The 17,971-nt window shown below is 72.9% G+C and carries 20 protein-coding genes and 1 pseudogene; 14 read left to right on the forward strand and 7 right to left on the reverse strand.

Annotation, left to right across the window (positions count from 1 at the left end; all coding sequences use genetic code 11):
• Window positions 1-160: 160 nt before the first annotated feature.
• The 4 genes from ABZS58_RS11165 to ABZS58_RS11180 are packed head-to-tail and all read right to left on the reverse strand — an operon-like array spanning window position 161 to window position 2,472.
• Window positions 161-727, reverse strand: a complete 567-nt coding sequence (locus ABZS58_RS11165) for a GNAT family N-acetyltransferase (protein ID WP_354780061.1) — start codon at window positions 725-727, stop codon at window positions 161-163.
• Window positions 724-1,575: a hypothetical protein gene (locus ABZS58_RS11170; RefSeq protein ID WP_354780063.1), complete on the reverse strand. Its 852-nt coding sequence runs from the start codon at window positions 1,573-1,575 to the stop codon at window positions 724-726. The genes ABZS58_RS11165 and ABZS58_RS11170 overlap by 4 nt, the downstream gene beginning before the upstream one ends.
• On the reverse strand, window positions 1,572-2,072 hold the full coding sequence (locus ABZS58_RS11175) for a SigE family RNA polymerase sigma factor (protein WP_354780065.1): 501 nt from the start codon (window positions 2,070-2,072) through the stop codon (window positions 1,572-1,574). Before ABZS58_RS11175 ends, ABZS58_RS11170 begins: the two co-directional genes overlap by 4 nt.
• Before the next feature lie 19 nt (window positions 2,073-2,091).
• On the reverse strand, window positions 2,092-2,472 hold the full coding sequence (locus ABZS58_RS11180) for a MerR family transcriptional regulator (RefSeq protein ID WP_354780067.1): 381 nt from the start codon (window positions 2,470-2,472) through the stop codon (window positions 2,092-2,094).
• A 51-nt stretch (window positions 2,473-2,523) separates the two neighbouring features.
• On the opposite strand from ABZS58_RS11180, the gene ABZS58_RS11185 reads away from it, so the two are divergent.
• A complete protein-coding gene (locus ABZS58_RS11185) occupies window positions 2,524-3,861 on the forward strand; it encodes an MFS transporter (protein WP_354780069.1) in 1,338 nt (445 codons plus the stop codon).
• 25 nt (window positions 3,862-3,886) lie between these two features.
• Here the strand turns inward: ABZS58_RS11185 and gndA are convergent, their stop codons facing one another.
• Window positions 3,887-5,323, reverse strand: coding sequence for an NADP-dependent phosphogluconate dehydrogenase (gene gndA / locus ABZS58_RS11190; RefSeq protein ID WP_354780071.1), 1,437 nt, complete (start codon window positions 5,321-5,323; stop codon window positions 3,887-3,889).
• 212 nt (window positions 5,324-5,535) lie between these two features.
• Between gndA and ABZS58_RS11195 the strand changes: the two genes are divergently transcribed.
• The 3 genes from ABZS58_RS11195 (at window position 5,536) to ABZS58_RS11205 (ending at window position 9,100) form a co-directional block, all read left to right on the forward strand.
• Window positions 5,536-6,504 carry a sulfotransferase gene (locus tag ABZS58_RS11195; RefSeq protein ID WP_354780073.1) on the forward strand — a complete coding sequence of 323 codons (969 nt, stop codon included), beginning with the start codon at window positions 5,536-5,538 and terminating at the stop codon, window positions 6,502-6,504.
• 51 nt (window positions 6,505-6,555) lie between these two features.
• Window positions 6,556-7,680, forward strand: a complete 1,125-nt coding sequence (locus tag ABZS58_RS11200; RefSeq protein ID WP_354780075.1) for an LCP family protein — start codon at window positions 6,556-6,558, stop codon at window positions 7,678-7,680.
• 106 nt (window positions 7,681-7,786) lie between these two features.
• Complete coding sequence (locus ABZS58_RS11205; protein ID WP_354780077.1) at window positions 7,787-9,100, forward strand: pectate lyase; 1,314 nt, start codon at window positions 7,787-7,789, stop codon at window positions 9,098-9,100.
• A gap of 13 nt (window positions 9,101-9,113) precedes the next feature.
• Here the strand turns inward: ABZS58_RS11205 and ABZS58_RS11210 are convergent, their stop codons facing one another.
• Window positions 9,114-9,911: a transglutaminase-like domain-containing protein gene (locus tag ABZS58_RS11210; protein ID WP_354780079.1), complete on the reverse strand. Its 798-nt coding sequence runs from the start codon at window positions 9,909-9,911 to the stop codon at window positions 9,114-9,116.
• Between the two features lie 201 nt (window positions 9,912-10,112).
• Here ABZS58_RS11210 and ABZS58_RS11215 point away from each other — a divergent pair, with 201 nt between their 5' ends.
• The 10 genes and pseudogenes from ABZS58_RS11215 to egtD all read left to right on the forward strand — a co-directional run bounded on the left by ABZS58_RS11215 (window position 10,113) and on the right by egtD (window position 17,184).
• Window positions 10,113-10,550 carry a DUF3307 domain-containing protein gene (locus tag ABZS58_RS11215; RefSeq protein WP_354780081.1) on the forward strand — a complete coding sequence of 146 codons (438 nt, stop codon included), beginning with the start codon at window positions 10,113-10,115 and terminating at the stop codon, window positions 10,548-10,550.
• A 41-nt stretch (window positions 10,551-10,591) separates the two neighbouring features.
• Window positions 10,592-10,987, forward strand: a pseudogene (locus ABZS58_RS11220) (sigma-70 family RNA polymerase sigma factor); the annotation flags it as partial.
• A 43-nt stretch (window positions 10,988-11,030) separates the two neighbouring features.
• Window positions 11,031-11,177, forward strand: coding sequence for a hypothetical protein (locus tag ABZS58_RS11225; RefSeq protein ID WP_354780083.1), 147 nt, complete (start codon window positions 11,031-11,033; stop codon window positions 11,175-11,177).
• 51 nt (window positions 11,178-11,228) lie between these two features.
• Window positions 11,229-11,735 (forward strand): hypothetical protein, encoded by a 507-nt coding sequence (locus ABZS58_RS11230; protein WP_354780085.1) that lies wholly within the window; start codon window positions 11,229-11,231, stop codon window positions 11,733-11,735.
• A complete protein-coding gene (locus tag ABZS58_RS11235) occupies window positions 11,732-12,121 on the forward strand; it encodes a DUF393 domain-containing protein (protein WP_354780159.1) in 390 nt (129 codons plus the stop codon). Before ABZS58_RS11230 ends, ABZS58_RS11235 begins: the two co-directional genes overlap by 4 nt.
• Window positions 12,099-12,785: a TetR family transcriptional regulator gene (locus ABZS58_RS11240; RefSeq protein WP_354780087.1), complete on the forward strand. Its 687-nt coding sequence runs from the start codon at window positions 12,099-12,101 to the stop codon at window positions 12,783-12,785. The genes ABZS58_RS11235 and ABZS58_RS11240 overlap by 23 nt, the downstream gene beginning before the upstream one ends.
• 173 nt (window positions 12,786-12,958) lie before the next feature.
• Window positions 12,959-14,152: a glutamate-cysteine ligase family protein gene (locus ABZS58_RS11245; protein WP_354780089.1), complete on the forward strand. Its 1,194-nt coding sequence runs from the start codon at window positions 12,959-12,961 to the stop codon at window positions 14,150-14,152.
• Entirely contained in the window at window positions 14,142-15,473 is a 1,332-nt protein-coding gene (gene egtB, locus ABZS58_RS11250; RefSeq protein ID WP_354780091.1) for an ergothioneine biosynthesis protein EgtB, read from the forward strand. The genes ABZS58_RS11245 and egtB overlap by 11 nt, the downstream gene beginning before the upstream one ends.
• Complete coding sequence (egtC, locus tag ABZS58_RS11255; RefSeq protein WP_354780092.1) at window positions 15,473-16,210, forward strand: ergothioneine biosynthesis protein EgtC; 738 nt, start codon at window positions 15,473-15,475, stop codon at window positions 16,208-16,210. Before egtB ends, egtC begins: the two co-directional genes overlap by 1 nt.
• A gap of 2 nt (window positions 16,211-16,212) precedes the next feature.
• A complete protein-coding gene (gene egtD / locus ABZS58_RS11260) occupies window positions 16,213-17,184 on the forward strand; it encodes an L-histidine N(alpha)-methyltransferase (protein ID WP_354780161.1) in 972 nt (323 codons plus the stop codon).
• Here egtD and ABZS58_RS11265 read toward each other — a convergent pair.
• Window positions 17,104-17,619, reverse strand: a complete 516-nt coding sequence (locus ABZS58_RS11265) for a hypothetical protein (protein WP_354780094.1) — start codon at window positions 17,617-17,619, stop codon at window positions 17,104-17,106. The two genes, egtD and ABZS58_RS11265, sit on opposite strands and share 81 nt — an antisense overlap.
• Between the last annotated feature and the right edge of the window lie 352 nt (window positions 17,620-17,971).

The raw sequence follows: 17,971 nt of genomic DNA on the forward strand, positions 1-17,971 counted from the left end.
GTGAACCCTTGCTCGAATCGTGTCAATGCCTCCGCCGGAATGGGAGAGCGCTCTCCAAACATCGACTACCAGCAGCTCACGGGCGTTCGACGCTGCGTGGAGCAGTGACAAAGCCTGATATTCCGTGGACGGGGAGCGCTCTCCCCAGGTCAGCGCCGCGTTACGCGCGACGCATGATCCACACCGGCAGGTGGTCGTCGACCGTCAGGCGCTCGACGACGTCGAACCCGGCACCGCGGTACACCTCGACGTTGCCGGGATTGGAGGTCTCCAGCAGCGCGGGCAACCCGTCGGCGGCGGCACGCTCCAGCGCGGGTGCCATCGCGGCGCGGGCCAGGCGCCGGCCGCGGTGCTCCGGGTGCGACGCCAGAACGCCGAGGTACCAGCGCGGATACTTCGGCATCGCGGCGGCGACGGCGTGCTCGTACACCGCGAACCGCCCGGTCGGCGCGTGACCCGACGGCGGCGCGTCCGGCCCGTCCCACATGGCGACGGCCGCGCCGCCGTCGGCGACCCAGACGGTGCCGAGACCGACCCGGGCGTCGAACAGCCCACCGGCGATCGCGGCCGCCTCGTCGGGGTAGGTGGCGTCGTCAGGGCAGAAGAACCGGAACGCGGGATCGGCGGCGAACGCCGCGACGACGGTGGCGACCACCGCGGCACGGTGCGCGGGGGTCGCCACCTCGACGACGGGCTCGGCGGCGGGCTGGGTGAGGGGTGTGGTCACGACCAGGTCATACCACGCACGATCTGCTCGAACTCGGAATTTTCGACGGCCCGGCCGGCGACCACCAGCTGGAAGCGGACCTGCCCGCGCTCCGACCACCAGCCGGCGGCGGGGCTCCCCGGGCGGTCGTAGAGGTCCACGGTGTGCCCGTCGACGCTCAGGGTGCGGTCGGGCGGCAGCCGGTCGCGGGCCTCGCACCCGCAGTGGAACGCGTAGATCCGCACCTCCGGCCCGCCCTGCCGGGTGTAGCGCAGGGCGAGCAGGGCGCCGCCCGGGCTCTGCCAGACCGGCGGCTGCTCGGCCCAGCCGCCCGCCAGGTCCGGCAGCTCCGCGTCGCGGAACACGACCCGCTGCCCGGCAGGGTCCCGCGCGTCCAGGACGGCCCGGTCGCCGACCGTCTGGGGCAGCTCGAAGGTCCGCGCGGCGACGGCGCTGTCGTCGGCGCAGCCGGTGTAGACGCCGGCGAGGAACACCGACACGGCGCGGCCGGACCGGTCGGCGCGGTCACCGGCCGGGTTCAGCTCGACGCACTTGCCGGGCAGCGGCATGGCGTACACGGTGATCCTCGTGCCGGTGCGGTCGATCCGCGCGGTGTGCCACGGCACGCCCGGCACCGTCGGCAGGGCGGCCGGCGCCGCCGGCACCGGTCGCGGCGGCGTCCCGCCGGGGCGCACCGCCGCGAACCCGGCCAGGGCGGCGAGGGCGGTCACCGCCACGGCGCCCAGGCGGGTGGCGCGGCGCCGGCGGATCAGGCGGCGGATCGCGGCGTGCGGCGGCCGCAGCAGCGTCGGCGGCACCTCCGCGACCGCCCGCTCCAGGAGATCGATCACCTTCGTGTCATCGCTCATCGGACCACCCCCTCCACCAGTAGTGCCCGCAGCTGCGGGTCGTGGCGCAGCGCCGCGAGGGCGCGTGCCGTGTGCGACTTGACGGTGCCGAGCTTCAGGCCGAGGGCCCGCGCGGTGTCGGCCTCGGTGAAGTCGCCGTGGAAGCGCAGCATCAGCACCGCCCGCTGTTGTCTCGGTAGGCGGGCGAGGGCACCGGCGAGCAGGTGGCGCAGCTCGACCCCCTCGAGCTCACCCCCGCCCGACGGGCGCTCCGGCAGGTCCCCCGTCGGCAGTTCACCCCGCCACTTGCGGCGCCACCAGCTCAGGTACGTGCTGGCGAGCATCGCGCGCAGGTACGCGTCCGGCGCGCCGTCCCGGATCCGCGGCCAGCGCCCGTAGGCCCGGGCGAGGACCGTCTGCACGAGGTCCTCCGCGCGGTGCCAGTCGTGTGTCAGCAGCCACGCCGAGCGCAGCAGCCGGGGCCAGGCCGCGCTCACGTACGTCTCGAAGTCCTCCACCAGGTGCCCTCCCGGGCGGTCAACGACGCCGGTCCGGAGAAAGGTTGTCCTGTACCTTCCGCAGATACGCGGCGACGGCGTCGCGGTTGCGCGCCAGGCACGCGATCCGCGCGTCCATCCGGTCCCGCTCGGCCGCGAGCAGGGCGATGAGCTCCTCGCTGGCGTCGGAGACCGTGATCGTGCACGGGTTGTCGGTGCACGGCAGCACCTCCCGGATCACCCGGGTCGGCAGCCCGGCGTCCAGCAGCCCGCGGATCTGCTGCACCCGGTCGACGAGGTGCTCGGCGTAGTCGCGGTAGCCGTTGTCCCGCCGCGCCGGAGTGAGCAGGCCCTGCTCCTCGTAGTAGCGCAGCAGACGGGCAGGTGTACCCGTCCGGCGGGACAACTCACCTATGCGCATGCTCACTCCTCCTTGACCTTCACACCAGTGTGAACCTCCGATGATCCGGTCATGCCGCTGCTCCTGCTGTCCTTGATGTCCGCAGCCCAGTTCCTCCTCGCGCTGGACTACTCGATCGTCTACGTGGCACTGCCGGGGATCGCGGCCGACCTGGGCCTTTCGCTCGCGGCAGCGCAGTGGGTGGTGAGCGCCTACGCGGTGCCGTTCGCCGGGTTCCTGCTCCTCGGCGGGCGGATCGCCGACCGGGTCGGCGCGGGCCGGCTCTACGTGGCGGCGACGGTCGCGTTCGGGGTGGCCTCGGTCGCCGGTGGGCTCGCCTCGTCGGGTGGGGTGCTGCTCGCGGCCCGGTTCGCGCAGGGCGCGGCGGCGGCGCTGCTGCAGCCGGCGATCCTGGGCCTGCTGGGCACCCTGTTCGCGGTGCGGTCGAGGGCGCTGTCGGTCTGGGGTGCGGTCGGCGCCTCAGGTCTGGCCGCGGGTGTCGTCCTGGGCGGCGTCCTCACCCGCACGTCGTGGCGCTGGACGTTCTACGTCAACGTGCCGGTGACCGTGCTGTGCGCCGTGGGTGGCGCGATCTGGCTGCGGTCCTCGCTGCGCGGCGGCGCCCGGATCCCCCTGCCGGGCGCGCTGCTCGGCACCGGCGCGGCGCTGGGCGCGGTCCTCGGCCTCACCCTCGCCGGCACCAGCGGCTGGACCGCTCCCGTCACCGTCTCGGCCGTCGTGCTCACGGTCCTGCTCGGGGTGGGGTTCGCGGTGCACGAGCGCCGGTCCCGGACGCCGCTCGTCGAGCCGTCGCTGCGCCGGATCGGGAGCCTGCGGGTGGGCGCGGCGGCGACGGCGCTGTACATGGCCAGCGTCGGCTCCGAGTTCTACGTGGTGACCCTGCTGCTGCAGTCGTCGCGCGGCTACTCCCCGCTCCTCGCGGGTCTGGCGTTCCTGCCCCTCGCCGCCCTGGTGACGGTGGGCAGCGCGGTCACCGGCCGGGCGGTGCGCCGGCTGGGCTCCCCCACGGTCCTCTCGGCCGGCTTCGCCCTGGCGGCGCTCGGGCTGGGCTGGCTGGCCCTGGCCACGGACGGCTCCTACGCCGCCGGGCTGCTGCCGGGGCTGCTGCTCAGCGGCTTCGCCCACGGCATGATCTACACCGCGATGTTCGTCCTGGGTGGGCGCGACGTCCCGGCCGAGCACCAGTCGGCGGCCGGGTCGGTGCTGACCACGTCGCAGTACCTCGCCGGGGCCGTGACCGTGGCGGTGCTGACGCTGGTCCTGAGCGGCGGCGGGTCGTTCGCGACCGCGTTCGCGATGACGGCGGCGGCCGCCCTGGCCGGCGCGGTGGTGGCCGCCGCCGGCCGCTCCCGTGATCCGGAAGAGATGTTGTCGCTCCAGCGGCAATAAGTCTTCCGGATCACGGGGAACGGCGTCAGGCGGTGTGTTCCTTCTTGTCGCCGGCCCACTGGGTGTGGAAGGTGCCGTCGCGGTCGGTCCGGCGGTACGTGTGGGCGCCGAAGTTGTCCCGCAGGCCCTGGATGAGGGCGGCGGGCAGGCGTTCGGCGCGCAGGCCGTCGAAGTACGCCAGGGACGAGGAGAACGCGGGGGTCGGGATGCCCGCCTGGGCGGCGGCGACCACGACCCGGCGCCAGGAGGGGACGCCGGAGTTGACGGCGTCGGCGAAGTACGGGGCGACCATGAGGCTCTTCAGCGACGGGTTCTCGTCGTAGGCCTCGCGGATGCGGTTGAGGAAGCGGGCGCGGATGATGCAGCCGCCGCGCCAGATCGTGGAGACCGCGCCGCGGTCGATGTCCCAGCCGAACTCGGCGCTGCCGGCCTCGATGTGGTCGAAGCCCTGCGCGTACGCGACGATCTTCGACGCGTAGAGGGCGAGCCGCACGTCCTCGATGAACTGGTCCCGGTCGGTGACCGTCAGGCTCTCGGTGGTGGACGGGAAAGCCGACCGGGCGGCGGCGCGCTGGTCGGCGTGGCCGGACAGGGACCGGGCGAAGGTGGCCTCGGCGATGCCGGTGATCGGCACGCCCAGGTCCAGGGCGCTCTGCACGGTCCAGCGGCCCGTGCCCTTCTGCTCCGCCTGGTCCAGGACGATGTCGACGAAGGCCTTGCCGGTGTCGGCGTCGACGTGGCCGAGGACGTCGGCGGTGATCTCGATGAGGAAGGACTCGAGGTCGCCGGTGTTCCAGGTGCGGAAGATGTCGGCGATCTCCGCCGGGGTGGCGCCGATGCCGGCTCGCAGCAGGTCGTACGCCTCGGCGATGAGCTGCATGTCGGCGTACTCGATGCCGTTGTGGACCATCTTCACGAAGTGCCCGGCGCCGTCGGGGCCGATGTGCACGCAGCACGGCGTCCCGTCCACGACGGCGGCGATCTTCTCGAACATCGGGCCGAGCGTCTGGTACGACTCCGGCGAGCCACCCGGCATGATCGACGGGCCGAGGAGGGCGCCCTCCTCGCCGCCGGAGACGCCGGTGCCCACGAAGTGCAGGTCGTGCGAGCGCAGCGCCTGCTCGCGGCGGCGGGTGTCGGCGAAGTGGGCGTTGCCCGCGTCGACGATCATGTCGCCGGGCTCCAGGAGCGGGACCAGCTCGTCGATGACGGCGTCGGTGGGGCCGCCGGCCTTCACCATGATGATGACGGCGCGGGGCCGGGCCAGGGACGCGACGAAGTCGGCCATCGACTCGCTCGGCACGAACGTGCCCTCGTGCCCGAACTCGTCGACGAGCTTGCGGGTGCGCTCGTAGGAACGGTTGTGCACGGCGACGGCGTATCCGTTGCGGGCCAGGTTCCGGGCCAGGTTACGTCCCATCACCGCGAGACCGGTCACGCCGATCTGAGCAAGGTCGGACATCTGAACCTCTCAAGTCAAAAGACGATCTCGCGCCGACCGGTGGTCACTACCCCGTGATCACGGTTCGAAGCGCGCGTCGGACCAGGCTACCCGCCGGCTGCCGCGCCTCAGCACGGCACGGGCGACGGTTTCCAGGATCCAGGGATGCGTCCCACCACGTGGTCGGGCGGCCACTGTTCCGGCAAAACGGGCGAAGCCGGTCGTAACCCGCGATGGCGGCCAAACGTTGGACGAAGGTGCACACCGACTCGCCGCCACCCACCCGCGTGCTGTACCTCGCCGGGTGGGGGCGCAGCGGCAGCACCCTCGCCGAGGGGATGCTCGACCAGGTGCCGGGCCTCGTCGGCGTCGGTGAGATCAAGTTCCTGTGGGAACGCGGCCTGCTGCAGAACCGGCGGTGCAGCTGCGGCACGCCGCTGCGCTCCTGCGAGTTCTGGGTCGAGGTGCTGCACGAGGCGTTCGGCCGCGTCCCCGACGACGACGAGCTGCGCGAGCTCGACGAGGCGTCCCGCCGCTTCCGCACCCGGCACCTGCCGGGGCTGCTGCTGCGTCCCACGCATCCGCCCGACGCCGGGGAGCTGCGCTGGTACTACACGGTCCTGGCCGACCTGTACCGTGCCGTGGCGAAGGTCAGCGGCGCCGACGTCGTCGTGGACTCCTCGAAGTTCCCGTCCTACCTGACGGCGCTGCTGCAGGCGCCCGGCCTGGACGTGCGGGTGGCGCACATCGTGCGGGACCCGCGTGCCGTCGCGTACTCGTGGCAGCGGCACAAGGAGGACCCGGACGCCCCGAACGGCGAGCTGATGCCCCGGATGCACCCGGCGTGCACGGCGTTGTACTGGTCGGCGTGGAACCTCGCGACCGAGCGGATCGCCCGCCGGGCGGCCCTGCCGTACCTGCGGTTCCGCTACGAGGACCTGATCGCCGCACCGGACGCGACGCTGCGCGCGGTCACCCGGCTCAGCGGCGTCCCGGCGGCCGCGGTGCCCGTCGGCGACCGCGGTGAGCTGTTCGCGCACCGCACCCACCAGGTGTCCGGCAACCCGGTCCGGTTCCGGTCGGGGCCGGTGCGGCTGCGCCTGGACGACGAGTGGACGACCGGGATGGCGCCGCGCCACCGGCGGCTCACCGGGGCCGTCACGGTGCCGCTGCGGCACCGGTACGGCTACCGCGACTCCTGAGGACACCTGAGGACTCCTCATCTGCGCCGCCGCGCGGCCGATGGGGACGTCGTGACGTGGCGTGGGCTTCTGGTCACGGCCGCCACCCTGGTCGTGCTCGGCGGCGGCGGTACCGTCGCGTGGCGGCACTACGAGGGCACCGTCGACCAGATGGAGCTGCTCGGCGACGCGGCGAGAGACCGGCCGCCGCCGCGGGAGATCACCATCGAGTCGGCGCCCCGGGTCGGCGGCTCCGGGCGTCCGTCGCCCTTCCCCGCGTCGGACCAGCCGGGGCGCAACATCCTGCTGGTCGGCATCGACGCGCGACCCGGCGAGGACCAGGCCGGCGCGCGGGCCGACTCGATCATCGTGGTGCACGTGTCGGCGGGCGGCGACCGGGCCTGGCTGGTGTCGCTGCCGCGGGACACGCGGGTGGAGATCCCCGGGCACGGCACCGGCAAGCTCAACGCCGCGTTCGCCGAAGGGTCGCGGGAGGGCGGGCGGGCCGGCGGGTTCGCGCTGCTCGCCACGACCGTGCGGCGCCTCACCGGCCTCGCGTTCGACGCGGGCGCGATCATCGACTTCGCCGGGCTGCGCCGGATCGTCGACGCGGTCGGCGGCGTCGACCTGTGCGTCGACACGCAGACCGTGTCCGTGCACATCGGGTGGGACGCCGCCGGCAGGCAGACCGCGCCGTTCCGGCTGATCCCCCCGACGTTCCGGCCGGAGCGCATCGCCGGTGCCAGGCCGCAGGTGTACGAGGTGGGCTGCCGGCACTTCGCCGGATGGGAGGCCCTGGACTATGTGCGGCAGCGGGAGCTCCTCCCGGACGGCGACTACGGCCGGCAGCGGCACCAGCAGCAGCTGATCACGGCTCTGGCGCACCGGGTCACGTCGGCCGGCGTGCTGACCAGTCCCTTGGCGCTGAACCGGACGCTGACGGCGGTCGGCGAGTCGCTGACGTTCGACGGCAACGGCCGGTCCGTCGGCGACTGGCTGCTCCTGCTGCGCGGGCTGCGGCCGGACGCGGTGACGATGCTGCGGACCAACGGCGGGAAGTTCAACGCCGCGAACCGCAACGGCACGGCGTACGAGCAGCTCGACCCCGTTTCGACGGCGCTGTTCGAGGCGGCGCGCGCGGACCGGCTCGACGCGTTCGCCGAGGCGCACCCTGACTGGGTCATCCAGCCGTCCTGATCTCTGCAACTTTCCTGCAAACGCAGGGCATTGACTCCGCTCCGCGCCAGGTGGGACGTTGGCGCCCTAGGAATGCGCTTTCCTCTGCCTTTCTCGGGAGTCCCGCATGCGCAAGACCACCGTCGTGGCCGCCGCCCTCGCCGGCGCGGCCCTGCTGGCGGGCGTGGCCGTCAACGCGTCCGCCGGCTCGTTACCGTCCGCCGCCCTCGCCCTGGCCCGCCAGCCGCTGCCCGCCGGGGACGGCTGGGCGTCCGACACGACCGGCACCACCGGCGGCTCCGCCGCCACCGCCGACCACGTCTTCACCGTCCGCACCCGCGACGAGCTCGCCGCCGCCGTCGCCGGCGACACCCCGAAGATCGTGTTCGTGGCCGGCGGGATCGACGCGAACGCCGGCCGCACCTGCGCCGACTACGCCGACCCGGCGTACAGCCTCGACGCGTTCCTGGCCGCCTACGACCCGGCGGTCTGGGGCCGCGCCACCAAGCCGTCGGGCCCCCTGGAGGACGCCCGGGTCCGCTCGGCGAAGAACCAGGGCGCGCTGGTCAACATCAAGGTCGGCGGCAACACCACGATCATCGGCCTCGGCGGCTCGAAGATCAGCGGCGCCAACCTGCTCATCGACAAGGTCGACAACGTCATCCTGCGCAACCTGCGCTTCGAGGACGCCTACGACTGCTTCCCCTCCTGGGACCCGACCGACGGCGCGCTCGGCAACTGGAACTCCCTCTACGACACGGTGACCGTCACCGGCGCCACCCACGTGTGGGCGGACCACAACAACTTCAGCGACGGCAACAACACCGACGACACCCAGCCGCTGTACTTCGGCCGCCCGTACCAGGTGCACGACGGCGCCCTCGACGTGATCCGCGCGGCGGACCTCGTCACCATCTCCTGGAACACCTTCTTCGACCACGACAAGACGATGCTCATCGGCTCGTCGAACACCGTCGGCGCCGACGTCGGCAAGCTGCGCGTCACCATCCACCACAACCGCTTCGCCAACGTGGGCCAGCGGGTGCCGCGGGTCCGCTTCGGTCAGGTCGACGTCTACTCCAACTACTTCTACGCCACCGACGAGGACACCTACACCTACTCGTGGGGCGTCGGCGTCTACGCGTCCGTGTACGCGGAGAACAACTTCCTGCTGCGCAGCGCGGACCTGCCGCTGTCCTCGGTCGTCTACGACTGGCGCGGCACCGCCCCGGGCGCCATCACCGAGCTCGGCACGGCGACCAGGGTCGGGACGGGACCGGTGTCGCAGGTGAACCTGGTCGCGGAGTACAACGCCACGCACGACCCGGACCTGCCCGCCTCGACGTGGGTGCCCACCCTGCGCGCCGCCGCCCCTGACCCGGCCACGGCGGTCCCGGCCCTGGTCACCGCTCGCGCCGGCGCCGGCAAGCTCGGCTTCTAGCCCGCCACGGGCATCAGGGCAGGTGCACGATGCCGTGGCCGTCGTCGGTCGGGAGGTCGCCGGCGGTCACGGCACGCACCTGCAGGAACGTGAGGTCCGCGGCGCCGGTGAGGACACTGGCGAACGCGGTCTCGGCGGCGTCGGCGCCGGTCGCGATGCGGATCAGGCTCTGCCGCGGCGCGAGACCGGTCGCGTCCACGACCCGCCACTCGTCGTCGACGGCGACCTCGACGACCGCGTGGAAGTCCATCGGGGACAGGCCCGGCGCGTAGACCGCGGCGGTGCGGGCCGGGATGTTGACGGACCTGGCGAGGGCCGCGACCAGGTGCGCGAAGTCGCGGCAGACCCCGGCGCCGGACAGCAGCGTCTCGGTCGCGTCGGTGGTGCCGGTGGAGGTGCCCGCCTCGTAGCGGGTGTGCCGGTGCACGTAGTCGACGATCCCGGCGACGGTGTCCGCGTGCGACGGCGCGAAGCGCTGGAACTCCCGTGCCGCGAACCCGGCGAGCCGGTCCGACGGGCAGTACCGGCTGGGTCTCGTCGCGGCGATGCGCTGGCCCAGGTCGAGCCGCTCCGGCCCACCCCGTCGCACCGTGACGTCGGCGGTGTAGTCGACGTGCAGCAGCCCCGGCGCCACCGTCAGGTAGTGCCCACCGGCCACCACTCTGACCGCGACCGGGTCGCCGTCGAGCCGCACGTCGAGGGTCTCCTCGACGGTCACGCCCGGGCGTGGGCAGACCGCGATCATCAACTGGACCTCGGCCGCCTCGCGGACCTCGAACTCCAGGGTGCTACCGACCTGCGCGTCCACCATGCGTCGTTCTTACCCATCGGCGGCCCCGAACGCATCAGCCGCGGCACGCGACCCACGACACATGTGTTCTGCAACGTTCGACGTAGAAGTCGGCGCGGAACCGTGCGCATGATGGCGGCTCCGTCAATGTCGATGCGGCGGGACGGTCCCATCCTCCAAGACCGAACCGTCCCGCTGCTCCCCGTGAGGAGCCCCTCCATCATGTCCTATGACACGCTGACCCGGTCCGTCGTTTTCGTCGTGGCCCTCGCGGCCCTGCTCGTCGGGCACTCCCTCGGCGATCACGTGGCGCAGACCGACCGGCAGGCGGCGCACAAGTCGGCGCCCGGCGGCGCCGGCTGGCGCGCCCTCGCCGGGCACCTGCTCACCTACCACCTGATGGTCACCGCCGCGCTGCTGCTGACCTGCGCGGCGCTGCGGCTGCCGCTGTCCGCGACGGGCGTCACCGCCGGGATCGCGTTCTCCGCCGTGACGCACGGCCTGCTCGACCGCCGCTGGCCGGTCCGCGCGGTGCTGCGCGCGACGGGCTCCCCCCAGTTCGCCGACACGACGAGCCCCGTCTGCGGCATGTACGTCGCCGACCAGGCCCTCCACCAGGCGTCGCTGCTGGTCGCGGCCCTGCTCATCGCCGGCCTGTAGGTCCGGTGCAACACTCCGGGGGGTCCGGGCGTGATACCGGCATGCCAGCCCCACCGGACGACTTCGCGGAGCTGTACCGCGCCCAGTTCACCAGGGTCGCGGTGCAGCTCTACGCGTACCTCGGCGACCATACCGAAGCGCAGGACCTGGCCCAGGAGGCGTTCTGCCGCGCCCTGGAACGATGGCCGGCGATCTCCGGCTACGCCGACCCGGCCGCCTGGGTGCGCCACGTGGCGTGGAACCTCGCGACCAGCCGGCTGCGCCGCCTGCAGAGCGCGCTGCGCTTCCTGCAGCGCCAGCGCACCCCGGAGCCGGTGCAGGGCCCGTCCCCGGACCGCCTGGTCCTGCTCGACGCCCTCGCCAAGCTCCCGGCCGCCCAGCGCCGCGCCCTCGTCCTGCGGCACCTGGGCCAGCTGACCGCGGTCGAGATCGCCGAACAGGAGGGCGTCGCCGAGGGCACGGTCCGCTCCTGGCTGAGCCGTGGCCGCACCGCCCTCGCCGCCGATGAGCGGCGCGCCGGTCCTCACGCGGCTGCCCGACGGGAAGGTGCTCATGCACTACCCGGGCGACCTCGACCACCCGGTCGCGGTGGGCACGACCGACGGTCCGTGGGTCCTCTACACGTGAGAGCGGGCACACAATTGAACGCGTTCAAGAACGGGTCTACCGTGAGCGTAGTTGAACACGTTCAAGAAGGGCCGGGTCATGGACATCAAGTTCGGCACGTACCTGATCTACCTGGCGGTGAGCATCGTCCTCACCGTCTGGGTGGCGCGGACGCTGCTCAAGAACGGCCAGGTGTTCCTCGACGACGCGTTCGCCGACGAGCGCCTGGCCAGGTCCGTCAACCACCTGCTGGTCGTCGGCTTCTACCTGCTCAACCTCGGCTACGTCGCGGTGGCGCTGAAGATCGGGCAGGCGCTGCCCGACGGCAGCACGGCACTGGAGGCGCTGGCGCTGAAGCTCGGCCTGGTGCTGCTCGTCCTCGGCGGGCTGCACTTCTTCAACCTGTTCATCCTGAGCCGGTTCCGCCGGCGGCGGGCCCTGGAGCAGCTGCCGCCGCCGGTGCCGCCGAACCGGATGATCCCGGCCGGCTATCCGATGCCGCCCTACCCGATGCCGCCGCGGCCGGCCGCGCCACAGGGGTACACCCAAACGCCCCCGAAACCCGAACCGCCGCAGTGATCACGAGACTCACCGTGCTCTACGACGCGGGCTGCGGGCTGTGCCGGACGGCACGGGCGTGGCTCGCGTCGCGGGCGCAGCTGGTGCCGCTGGAGTTCGTGCCGGCGGGTTCAGACGAGGCGCGCCGCCGGTATCCGGCGCTCGATCCGGCCGAGACCCTCGCCGACATCACGGTGGTCGCCGACGACGGCGGCGTCTACACCGGCGACGGCGCGTGGATCATCTGCCTGTGGGCGCTGGACGGCTATCGGGGGCTGGCGGCGCGCCTGTCCCGCCCGGACCTGCGCCCCGTGGCGCGGCGGATGGTGCAGGCCGCGGCGGCGGTGCGCGGGGTCGGCGGCGGACGGGGATATGGTTCGGACTGTGGCGGCACCTGCGACCTCTGAGCCCGGCGAGTCCACCGCGAAGGGTGAGCAGACCCGGCGGCTGATCGTGGACACGGCGGTCAGGCTCTTCGGTGAGCAGGGCTACGACAAGACCACGATGCGCGCGATCGCCGCGGCCGCCGGCGTGTCGGTCGGCAACGCCTACTACTACTTCCCGTCGAAGAACCACCTGGTCCAGGCGTTCTACACCACGGTGCAGGACGCCCACGACGAGGCGTGCCGGCACGCGCTCGCGACACCGGGGCCGTTCGTCGACCGGCTGCGCGCCGCGCTGCTCACCGGCGTGGAGGCGATGGCCCCCTATCACGGGTTCGCCGGGTCGTTCTTCAAGACGGCCGCCGAGCCGGGCTCGCCGGTGAGCCCGTTCAGCGCCGACTCCGCGCCGACCCGGGAGCGGTCGGTGCGGATGTTCCGGTCCGTGGTCGACGGCGCCACCACGAAGATCGACCCGGAGCTGCGGGCGGAGCTGCCGGAGCTGCTGTGGCTCGCGCAGATGGGGATCACGCTGTACTGGGTGCACGACACCTCACCCGGTCAGACGAAGACGCGGCTGCTGGTCGAGCGGTCCACGCCGCTGATCGACCGGCTCGTCGGGATGTCCCGCTTCCGGGTGTTCCAGCCCGTCGTGCGGGAGGCGCTCAGCCTGTACCGGCTGCTGCGCTGAGCTGACGCCGCACCGAGATCGCAGGTGTGGACGTTCACTCGTGCGGGTATTTCGAAGGTCCGTGACCCACCAGGTGTACGCCCAGTTCGAACGGGCGTTCGTAATGGATCGGTAACTGTTTGTTCAACGTGAACATTCGCCGACGGCCGGATCCTCGGGTAGCGTCGGCTCGCATGGCGACCTTGCGTATCGACCGCACGGCCGCCGACCCCGATGCGGTGATCTGTGCGATTGAGCAGGCCGAGGGCTACATTGCATCGATCTGCTTCAAAACCGGACCACCGGAGACGGTCGGCGTCGAGCTCGAATACACCGTCCATGCCAGCGCGAATCCAGCGACCTATGTCGATCACGATCGGCTGTGTCAAGCGCTCGGCGACCACGCACCACCCACCCTGCGCGCCGGCTCGGCACATCTGCCGCTGCGGCGAGGGTCGGCCGTCACCCTCGAGCCGGGTGGCCAGGTGGAGCTTTCCACCCTCCCGCAACGGTCCCTGACGGACCTCCACGAGGCCGTCGGCGCGGACCTGGCGGAGCTCACCGGGCGACTCGCCCACGTCGGGCTCGAGCTCGGCGGCACCGGCATCGACCCGCACCGCCCACCGCGGCGGATGCTCTCCACTCCCCGGTACGACGCGATGGCGGCCGCCTTCGCCCGGCGCAACGACGCCGGCCGGACCATGATGTGCAGCACCGCCGGCCTGCAGGTCTGCCTGGATGCGGGCCCGCCGTCGCGCTGGGCCGCGGTGCACGACCTGGGGCCGCCGCTGATCGCCCTGTTCGCCAACTCGCGGCGGCACGCGGGGCACGACACCGGATGGGCGTCCGCGCGGATGCGCACCTGGCTGGCGATGGACCCGTCCCGGACCCGGCAGGTGCCGCCCGGCCCCGACCCCGCCTCGCGGTGGGCCCGGTACGCCCTCGACGCGCAGCTGCTCTGCATCCGCCGCCCGGACGGGCCGTGGACCGTGCCGGCCGGGGTCACGTTCGCGGACTGGGTCGCGGGTGCCGTGGACGGCCCGCCGACCTACGCCGACCTCGACTATCACCTGAGCACCCTGTTTCCGCCGGTACGGCCCCGCGGCTACCTCGAGGTGCGCTACCTCGACACCGTCGCGGGCCCCGACTGGTTCGCGCCGGCGGCGATCCTCACCGCGCTGCTCGCCGACGAGCCGACCATCGACCGGGTGCGGGAGCTGTGCGAGCCCGTCGCCGGCCAGTGGGCCCTCGCGGCCCGCCTCGGCATGACCGACCCGGCGCTCGCCCGGGCCGCGACCGAGGTCCGGGACCTGGCGCTGTCGCGGCTCGACCTGCCCGCCGCACTCCTGCGGGACGTCATCGAAGGGAGCACCCGAAATGGGTCTTAGAGAGCAGGTGGCCGCGGAGCTGGAGCGGACCCGCCGCCGTTCGGAGGTCCTCACCGACGCCGTCGACGAGACCGACCTGGTGCGGCAGCACTCGCCGCTGATGTCGCCGCTGGTCTGGGACCTGGCGCACATCGGCAACCAGGAGGAGCTGTGGCTGGTCCGTGACGTCGGCGGCCGCGAACCCGTCCGGCAGGACATCGACCACCTCTACGACGCGTTCAAGCACCCCCGGGCGGACCGGCCGCAGCTGCCGCTGCTCGGTCCCGCCGAGGCCCGCTCGTACGTGGCGACCGTGCGCGACAAGGTGCTCGACGTCCTCGACCGGCTGCCGTCGTCCTCGGTGGCCGCCGCGCCGGACGCGTCGCCCGCGGGTGCCCGGCGGCTCGTCCAGGACGGCTTCGCGTTCGGGATGATCGTGCAGCACGAGCAGCAGCACGACGAGACGATGCTGGCCACCCATCAGCTGCGGGCCGGGCCGCCGGTGCTGTCCGCCGACCCGCCGCCCGCCGCGCGGGTCGCGGTCGGCGGTGAGGTGCTCGTCCCCGCCGGTGGGTTCGACATGGGCACGTCGACCGAGCCGTGGGCCCTCGACAACGAGCGGCCCACGCACCGCGTCGAGCTCCCCGCGTACTGGATCGACGCCGCGCCCGTCACGAACGCGCAGTACGCCGAGTTCATCCGCGCGGGCGGCTACGACGACGAGCGCTGGTGGACGCCGGCGGGCCGGCAGCACCGCGTCACGGCCGGGCTGTCGGCGCCGCTGCACTGGACCCGCGACGGTGACGGCTTCACCGCCACCACCTTCGGCCGGACCGCGCCGATCGTGCCGGACGCTCCGGTCGTGCACGTCTGCTTCCACGAGGCGCAGGCGTACGCCGCATGGGCCGGGCGCCGGCTGCCGACGGAGGCGGAGTGGGAGAAGGCGGCGCGGCACGATCCCGCGTCGGGCCGTTCCCGCCGGTACCCCTGGGGCGACGAGGATCCGACGTCACGCCACGCCAACCTGGGGCAGCGGCACCTCGCGCCGGCACCCGTCGGCGCCTATCCGGACGGTGCGTCGCCGCTCGGCGTCCACCAGCTCATCGGCGACGTGTGGGAGTGGGTCGACAGCGGCTTCCTGCCCTACCCGGGTTTCAGCGCGTTCCCGTACCGCGAGTACTCCGAGGTGTTCTTCGGCGGCGACTACAGGATGCTGCGCGGCGGCTCGTTCGGCACCGACCGGGCCGCGTGCCGGGGCACGTTCCGCAACTGGGACCACCCGATCCGCCGCCAGATCTTCAGCGGCTTCCGCACCGCCCGCTCGTTCCCGGAGTCCGCGTAGTGTGCCGTCACCTGGCGTACGTCGGCCCGCCGGTCCCGCTGTCGCGCCTGCTGTTCGACGCGCCGCACGGCCTGTCCCACCAGTCGTGGGCGCCGCGCGACATGCGGGGTGGCGGCACCATCAACGCGGACGGCTTCGGGCTCGGCTGGTTCCCCGGCCCGGTGGTGTACCGGTCGGCCCGTCCACTGTGGACCGACCCGGCGCTGCCCTCGCTGGCGGGCGCCGTGTCGTCGGGCGCGGTCCTGGCCGCCGTGCGCTCCGCGACGGTCGGGATGCCGGTCACCGAGTCGGCGGCCGCGCCGTTCTCCGACGGGTCCTGGCTGTTCAGCCACAACGGGAAGATCGCCGGCTGGCCCGATACGGTCACCGCCCTCGCGTCCCGGTTGCCGGTCCGCGACCTGATCACCCTGGACGCGCCGACGGACAGCGCGCTGCTGTGGGCGCTGGTGCGGGCGCACCTTCGTACCGGCGGATCCGCGGCCTCCGCGCTGTCCTCGGTCGTCTCGTCGGTCGCCTCGGCGGCGCCCGGGTCGCGGCTCAACCTGCTGCTCACCGACGGCCGGTCGATCGCCGCCACCACGTACGGCCATGCGCTGTCCGTGTCCGCCGCCGCCGGCGCCGCCCTGGTCGCGTCCGAGCCGCTCGACGACGACCCGGGCTGGCGGTCCGTCCCCGACCATTCGCTGCTCGTCGCGGACCCGTCCGCGGTGCACATATCGGAAGGTGTTTTCTCGTGACCCTGCAGGATCCCGACCTCGACGTGTACCTGCTCGACACCGACCTCACCGCCGCCCTGCGCGCCGACGCCCGGGCGGGACTCACCGCCACCCCGAAGACCCTCCCGCCGAAGTACTTCTACGACGCCCGCGGCAGCGAACTGTTCGAGGAGATCACCCGCCTGCCCGAGTACTACCCGACCCGCGCCGAACGCGAGATCCTCACCGACCGCGCCGCGCAGATCGCCCGTGTCACCGGCGCGAAGACCCTGGTCGAGCTCGGCTCCGGCTCCTCGGAGAAGACCCGCCTGCTGCTGTCCGCGCTCCGCGACGCCGGGACGCTCGGCTCGTTCGCCCCGCTCGACGTCTCCGCGTCCGCCCTCCACGACGCCGTGGCCACCCTCCGCGACGAGTACCCGGACCTGCACGTCCGCGGCATCGTCGCCGACTTCGTCAACCACCTGGAGGCCCTGCCCGACAACGGCGACCGGCTGGTCGCCTTCCTCGGCGGCACGATCGGCAACTTCACCCCCGCCGAACGCGCCCCCTTCCTCGCCGCGCTGCGCGCCCGCCTCTCCCCCGGCGAATGGTTCCTCCTCGGCGCCGACCTCGTGAAGTCCCCTTCCGTCCTCGTCCCCGCGTACGACGACACCGCCGGCGTCACCGCCGAGTTCAACCGCAACGTCCTGCACGTCCTCAACCGCACCCTCGACGCCGACTTCGACGTCACCGCCTTCTCCCACGTCGCCCTCTGGGACCCGGCCAACGAATGGATCGAGATGCGCCTGCGCGCCACCGGCGCCCAACGCGTCCACATCGCCGCCCTGGACCTGACGGTCGACTTCACCGACGGCGAGGAACTGCGCACCGAGGTCTCCGCCAAGTTCCACCGGGACGGCCTGACCGCGGAGCTCTCATCGGCCGGCTTCGCCCTGCGCCACTGGTGGACCGACCGCGAGGGCAGATTCGCCCTGGCCCTGGCCGCCGCCGTCTGACCGCTCCCGCCCTGCCCGCCACTGCTCCTCGGTGGACGTCCAGCCCGAGGCGAGCACGTGCCCGAACCGGGGTGACAACCCCGCCGCGTCGGAGTGGCTCTTCAAGAGGGGAACGAGGGTGCCGTACGTGGCGACCCCCAGCGCCCGCGACAACATCCGCAGCGTGCGGCGACCCGGATCCGTCACCGCGGTCTGACAACCGAGGAGCCGGACCGCCACCACGTTGTGGCGGTCCAGCACCCCCTCCGCGGCAAGCCCGGCGAAGAACCGCGCGACCCCACGGTCGAGCATGTCGATCGGCGTACGCCCGAGCCGCAACAACCGATGCCCCCGCGTCGAATGCCCGATCAGGTCCAGGTGCACCGGCCCCTCCGGCCACTCGGCCGACGTGAGCACGTCCCGCAGCTCACCGAGCGACGCAGCGTGATGCAACACCCCGCACCGCACCATCCGACCGGCAAAGAACGCCTCAGCACAGTCCGGCGAGGCAACGTTCAACGACGCGACACCCGGCAACCCGGCGCTCAACGCCCCTCCACTCCACGACGCGACCCTCGACAACACTCTGGCCGCCCGACGATGCCTCCACCGGCTCGCCGCTGCAGGCCCGCCGCTCCCGGCGCAGCGATCAACGACTCACCACCGCAAAGCCCGGCCTTCAACAACGCGACGTCCGACAGCCCACCGCCGCAAGGCCCGCCGCTCCCGGCGCAGCGATCAACGACTCACCACCGCAAAGCCCGGCCTTCAACAACGCGACGTCCGACAGCCCACCGCCGCAAGGCCC

Origin of the sequence: Dactylosporangium sp. NPDC005555, from assembly GCF_040605635.1 — a bacterium.
In the GTDB taxonomy this organism is placed as follows: Bacteria; Actinomycetota; Actinomycetes; order Mycobacteriales; family Micromonosporaceae; genus Dactylosporangium.